Raw genomic sequence first — 5,862 nt, 5'->3', positions numbered from 1 at the left:
GTGCATGAGCAGTGCATCTATGAAACGTCGAACCCGACGAGAGACAGAAATTTGAGGCTGCCAAAGAGGCACTGACCGGTAGTTTCAGCTAACGGCGCGTGCTGTAAGAATTCACTGCCGGTTTGCTGCGTTCTACCAACGGAATAGGCGGCGACTTACAAAGAGGGGATCGATCGAGTGCCAGAAATCTCAAAGGCTTATCGCATTCTCGTTGCCGACTTCAGCCAGGAATCCAATAGACTGAACCCAAGGCCTGCCGACGAGGAGCTCTTCGTGGTGGAACGTGGTCAGGATATCCTAAGATCGCCAACCGGCGTGCTGAAGGGACTCACTGAAACGCTTGTCAAGGCGGGCGTGACAATTGAACCAGTCTTTTCGGCGAGCGGGGGCGCTAGCGGCCTTGTCGATCATGATTTCTACTTGCGTATGCGCGAGGAACTTTTGGATGCGGTTCGGCGCATCAGGCCTGATGCAATTGGTTTGGACCTGCACGGCGCCATGGGAACCACGGAAATGCCCGATGCCGAAGGCGATCTTCTTCAAGCGCTTCGCCATCTCGTTGGCCCCACTGTGCCGATTGGTGTCGGTCTTGATCTGCATGGCCATATTACACCCCACATGCTCGACAACACCGATATTTGTATTGCCTGCAAGGAAAACCCTCACTCGGACTTAGTCGAATGCGGCCATAAAGTTGCGGAACTGCTGATCGAGCAACTTGAGGGGCGTCTAAAGCCGGTCACGGTTTCGGCGCGGGTGCCTATGATCCTGCCGGGTGCCGGTGAAACCGGCTCCGGGCCGCTGGCCGAAATCCATGCAAAAGCACGCGAATACGCGGCTCTGCATCCATCGATTAAGGATATCTCGATCTACAACGTGTTCCGCTTTACCGATGATGACGAAATCGGCCAGGTTGTCACCATCCTGAGCAATGGCCCAAGCGCCGACACATCTTCCATCGCTGTAGACCTTGCGACACGCTTCTGGGTGGAACGCGAGCGTTTCAAGGACGACCTTTTGACGGTTGACGAGGCCTTTGAGCGTGTGCGGAGTTCGCCGGATGAACGGCCATTCGCGATCGGCGATATGGGCGATCGGGTCGCGGCGGGCGCCCCGGGAGACGGCACGATTTTGCTTTCCGCAGCGCTCGATGGCTATCCGGGACTGCGCGGTGCAGTACCTATCACAGATCCCGTCGCAGCGGCCAGGGCGATAGAGGCTGGTGTAGGTGCAACTGTTACGCTGTCTGTCGGAGCAGGATACACGCCGGGGTTCACGCCTCGATTGGTCACAGGGCTTGTTGAAAACGTGAGTGACGGAAATTTTATCGTGGAGGGTCCCGTCGGCAACGGCGCCCGCAGTGCTATGGGACCAACGGCCGTCCTCAGGGTAGATGACCGCATCCAAGTGCTACTGACCACGAAGCCGGCCGACACCATTGATCCAGCAGCTTTCACAAGCCAGAAAGTGGTTATCGGAGATCTCGATTTCGTAGTCGTTAAATCAGGTTTCCACTTTGTTTCGAACTTCGCTGGTCTAGCTACGCCGGTGCTCGTGAATACGCCTGGCGTTGGCTACTATAGAAAACATCAATTCGAGTTCCGGAAAGCGCACTTCTGGCCCGAACACGATATTGCCAGTCCCAAAATCACCGCCAGGCAACATTCTGCCGGCGCTCCGATAAGAGTGTATGAGCGACTGGGAATTAATCCTTAAAAAACGAAAAAGAGAGGAACGGAGCATGACAATCACTAGACGCGAAATTATCAAAGCAGGTTTGGCCGCCGGAACGGCGGTATCAATGCCGACAATCCTTCGGGCGCAGACACCGAATGACGTTCGGACCGTGCGCTGGGTTGCTCCTAACATCTTTGTGTTCGATCCGATCTTCTCGATAGAGGGCGCATATCATGCTTATCAGATTTACGACACGCTTTTGGCACTCGATTCCAAAGGTATTCCGCAACCGCAGATGGTGGGGAAATGGGGCCTCTCCGAGGACAAGAAGACCTACACATTCCAACTCCGTGAGGGCCTGACCTTCCACGACGGCAGCCCAGTCACCGCGGCGGACTGTGTGGCCTCGATACGACGCTGGAGCCAGGTGGATTCAGGTGGAAAACTGATCATGGCAAGGGCCAAGGATATCTCGAAAAAAGACGAGAAGACCTTCACGATCACGCTCAACGAACCGTTGCCGCTTCTCATAACTTTGCTCGCGTCCTCCGGTGGGTATTATCTAGCCATCATGCGCGAGAAAGACGCGAGCCGCCCTGCCGCGGAGCAAGTCATTGCGAACATTGGATCCGGGCCATTCAAGTTCAATAACGCTTTAGCCAAGCCAGGCGTAAGCTTCACTTACGACCGAAATGAACAATATATATCCCGTCAGGAACCAGCAGACGGGTACGCCGGCGGAAAGGTCGTCAAGGTCGATCGAGTGGTCTCGCTAGTTATTGCGGATCAACAGACTTCCGTTGCGGCGCTCCAAGCGGGAGAGGTCGATTTCGTTGCAACACCGCCATCCGATCTTTATCCACTGATCGAAAGCGATGCCAACCTCGCGTTGGAAAACGTGAACGAGTCGGGCAGAGACATGCACGTGCGCATGAATTTTCTGCAGCCGCCGTTTGACAACGTCAAGGCGCGCCAGGCGATGCTTCACCTAATTGATCAGGAGGCTATTATGCAGGCCGCCGGCTTCGATCCGAAATACTTCCGCCCTGTCAAATCGATATTTGGAAACAGTACCGCGTATTCCAACGACGAGAATACGGGATGGTACAAGAAGGGAGGCGACCCGGAAAAGGCCAAGAAACTTTTTCAGGAAGCCGGATATAGTGGCGAGAAAGTCGTTATTCTCCAACCCACGGATTGGCCGACAGTCAGTAAGGCTGCAGAATATCTCGCATTCATCCTGCGGAAGAATGGGGTCAATGCTGAGCTTGCGCCGAGTGACTGGGGCGGAGTTAGTAAACGCCGTGCAAACAAGGGGCCGATTGAGGACGGCGGCTGGAACATCTATATAAGCGATTGGACCGATGCCGAACTCGATAATCCGATCGGTGTGCCTTTGTTCCGCGCAAATGGTGCAGACGCTTATTATGGCTGGCCGAAGAACGATCAATACGAGGGTCTCCGGGCCAGATGGTTAAAAGTCGAAACACTCGAGGAGCGCAAGGCGTTGGCCCGCGAGATGCAGCACCTCGCTTGGGACTTCGTTGGCACTCTGATGTTGGGTCAGTATTTTGAGCCAATCGCTCGCCGAAAATCTCTGACTGGCCTGGTTCATTTTCGGTCGGCTTATTGGCCCATGTGGAATATTCAGAAAGTCTCGGCCTGATGGCGGCTTATATTTTTCGCAGGATCGTTTCGACCATCGCCGTGATGGCGATGGTCGGGATCTTCGTCTTCCTGCTTCTCAGGCTGGCGCCGGGCGATCCGGCGGCCATGATCGCCGGGAAGTCGGCCACGGCGGAGGTGATCGCCGGGATTCGCCATCAGATGGGGTTGGATCCTATGCCAGTTCAGTTCTTTCGTTGGCTAGGAGGCATGCTTAGGGGCGATTTCGGGATCTCAATCTTTTCTGGGCTACCTGTTCTCGAACTCATCTCGCAGCGGCTTGAGCCTACCCTTTCCCTGTCGATCCTGACGATGATCCTTTCGGTGACGGTCGGGGTCTCTTTCGGTATCCTTGCCGCGTGGCGAACTAGCGGTCTCGTCGACCGGCTCCTCACGGCCTTTTCGGCATTTGGTTATTCCGTCCCGGTATTTGTCATCGGCTATTTCCTCATATATTTTTTCGCCATCCGAACGCACTGGCTGCCGGTTCAGGGCTATCTGCCGATCGGCGGTGGCCTTGGGCCCTGGTTTGTGCATCTCATCCTGCCCACCGTGGCATTGGGCCTGGGCTTCATTGCGTTCATCGCCCGGGTCACGCGTGCAAGCATGCTAGAGGTCCTGTCGGAAGACTATATGCGAACGGCCGCTGCCAAGGGGGCTTCGTCCTATGCCATGCTTTTCCACCACGCTCTGAAGAATGCAGGCGTCCCGATCCTGACGGTGATCGGCGTAAGCTTCGCCTATCTGATCGGCGGGGTTGTTCTCACGGAAACGGTGTTCAACATCCCAGGCATCGGTCGTCTGGTCGTGGATGCGATCAACAATCGCGACTACCCGATAATTCAAGGTGTGCTCATCCTGACTTCGGGTCTGTACGTCCTTATCAACCTAACCGTCGATCTTGCCTATACGCTGATCGACCCGCGCATCCGGTACTAATATGACCCTCCTCTCCGCGCCAGTTGAAGCCGGGCCGATGGGTCGGCTGCAGCTGTCCGATGTTCCCCGTCTGGCGAGGCGACACCCGCTAGTCCTGGTCGGCGGCGGCCTGTTAGCGCTCCTGATCATTCTGGCGCTCGCGGCCCCGCTTTACGCCGGCGATCCGGGGAACATGGATCCGTTCAAGCGCCTCCGGCCGCCTTCCGCCGAAATGTGGTTCGGAAGCGACAATCTGGGCCGGGATGTGTTCGCGCGAACGATCTTCGGTGCGCGGATCTCCCTCATGGTCGGATTGCTGTCGGCGATCTGCGCGGCCGTTGTCGGGCTTCTGATCGGCATCCTGGCCGGCTACAATCGCACGTTCGACAATATTGTCATGCGAGTCATGGACGGCCTGATGTCGATCCCGACGATTCTGCTGGCGATTGCGCTCATTTCTCTGACGGGTCCCGGCATCGGCATCCTCATCGTCGCAATCGCCATACCCGAAACGCCAGCCGTTGCGCGGCTGGTTCGTTCGGTGGTTCTGAGTGTTCGCGAGCGTCCCTATGTGGAGGCCGCCCTCTGCGGCGGTGCGGGCCTGCCCAAAGTGCTGTGGCGGCACATCCTGCCCAGCACCATTCCAGCGCTCATGGTACAGAGCGCCACTGTCTGCGCCAGTGCGATCCTGACAGAGGCGGGGCTGAGCTTCCTCGGCGTCGGCGTGCCGCCCGAGATTCCGAGCTGGGGAAACATGATCGCGAGTTCGCGCCTCTATCTCGCCATCGCGCCCATGACGATCTTCGCTCCCGGTATCTGTCTTGCGTTTACGGTTTTTTCGGTCAACCTGCTCGGGGATGGTTTGCGCGATATGTTCGATCCCCGCGCGAAGCGGAGGCGCTGACATGCTGATGCATACAACTGACATGCAAATGCATAAATCCGTGGCAGAAGACATACTTCTCGACGTCCGAGACCTTGAGACACACTTTTACGGCGAAGAAGGGGTCACCCGTGCGCTGGGTGGCATCAGCTTTCAGGTCAAGAAAGGCGAGACGCTAGGGGTCGTCGGCGAATCGGGATGCGGGAAGAGCGTCACCGCTCTTTCCATCCTTCGCCTGCTGCCGAAGCTGTCCGCCAGGACGGTCAGCGGCGAGGTCCGCTTTCACGGACGCGACCTTCTTGAGCTGTCCGACCGCGAGATGCGAAAGATCCGCGGCGATCAGATCGCCATGATCTTCCAGGAGCCGATGACCAGCCTGAACCCTGTGTATACGGTCGGCCGCCAGATCGCAGAGGCGGTGGAGATTCACACCAGGGCTTCGCGTCCGGCGGCCCTGAAGAGAGCCGAAGAGATGCTGCGTCTCGTCCGCATCGCGGATCCTGAGCGTCGGGTCAACAACTATCCCCATGAAATGTCGGGCGGCATGCGCCAGCGTGCCATGATCGCCATGGCCCTTGCCTGTTCGCCGGAACTGTTGATTGCCGACGAGCCGACGACTGCGCTCGACGTCACCATCCAGGCGCAGATTCTGCGGTTGATCGTCGATCTGAAGGTGCGCACGGGAACGGCCGTCATGTTCATCACGCATGACCTGGGCG

5 protein-coding genes are annotated in these 5,862 nt (G+C 57.3%); all 5 read left to right on the top strand.

Translation table 11 applies throughout. The features are described from left to right. Positions 1-177: 177 nt before the first annotated feature. Entirely contained in the window at positions 178-1,716 is a 1,539-nt protein-coding gene (locus tag EOA38_RS25655; RefSeq protein ID WP_127300555.1) for a M81 family metallopeptidase, read from the top strand. Between the two features lie 25 nt (positions 1,717-1,741). Further along, positions 1,742-3,343, top strand: a complete 1,602-nt coding sequence (locus EOA38_RS25650; RefSeq protein WP_127300557.1) for an ABC transporter substrate-binding protein — start codon at positions 1,742-1,744, stop codon at positions 3,341-3,343. Continuing rightward, a complete protein-coding gene (locus EOA38_RS25645) occupies positions 3,343-4,281 on the top strand; it encodes an ABC transporter permease (protein WP_127300556.1) in 939 nt (312 codons plus the stop codon). Before EOA38_RS25650 ends, EOA38_RS25645 begins: the two co-directional genes overlap by 1 nt. Before the next feature lies 1 nt (position 4,282). After that, on the top strand, positions 4,283-5,164 hold the full coding sequence (locus EOA38_RS25640) for an ABC transporter permease (RefSeq protein WP_127300554.1): 882 nt from the start codon (positions 4,283-4,285) through the stop codon (positions 5,162-5,164). A gap of 22 nt (positions 5,165-5,186) precedes the next feature. After that, positions 5,187-5,862, top strand: a 676-nt coding sequence (locus EOA38_RS25635; protein WP_145966063.1) for an ABC transporter ATP-binding protein, incomplete at its 3' end; no start/stop codon positions are given.

The organism is Mesorhizobium sp. M1E.F.Ca.ET.041.01.1.1, assembly GCF_003997355.1.
Lineage (GTDB): Bacteria > Pseudomonadota > Alphaproteobacteria > Rhizobiales > Rhizobiaceae > Mesorhizobium.
The sequence above is the reverse complement of the archived record's forward strand: the minus strand, read 5'-3'. Positions and strand labels throughout refer to the sequence as shown.

Bases quoted from the DNA above. Each gene is read 5' to 3' on its own strand.
- EOA38_RS25645 (WP_127300556.1), top strand. From the start codon at position 3,343: ATGGCGGCTTATATTTTTCGCAGGATCGTTTCGACCATCGCCGTGATG.
- EOA38_RS25650 (WP_127300557.1), top strand. From the start codon at position 1,742: ATGACAATCACTAGACGCGAAATTATCAAAGCAGGTTTGGCCGCCGGA.
- EOA38_RS25640 (WP_127300554.1), top strand. From the start codon at position 4,283: ATGACCCTCCTCTCCGCGCCAGTTGAAGCCGGGCCGATGGGTCGGCTG.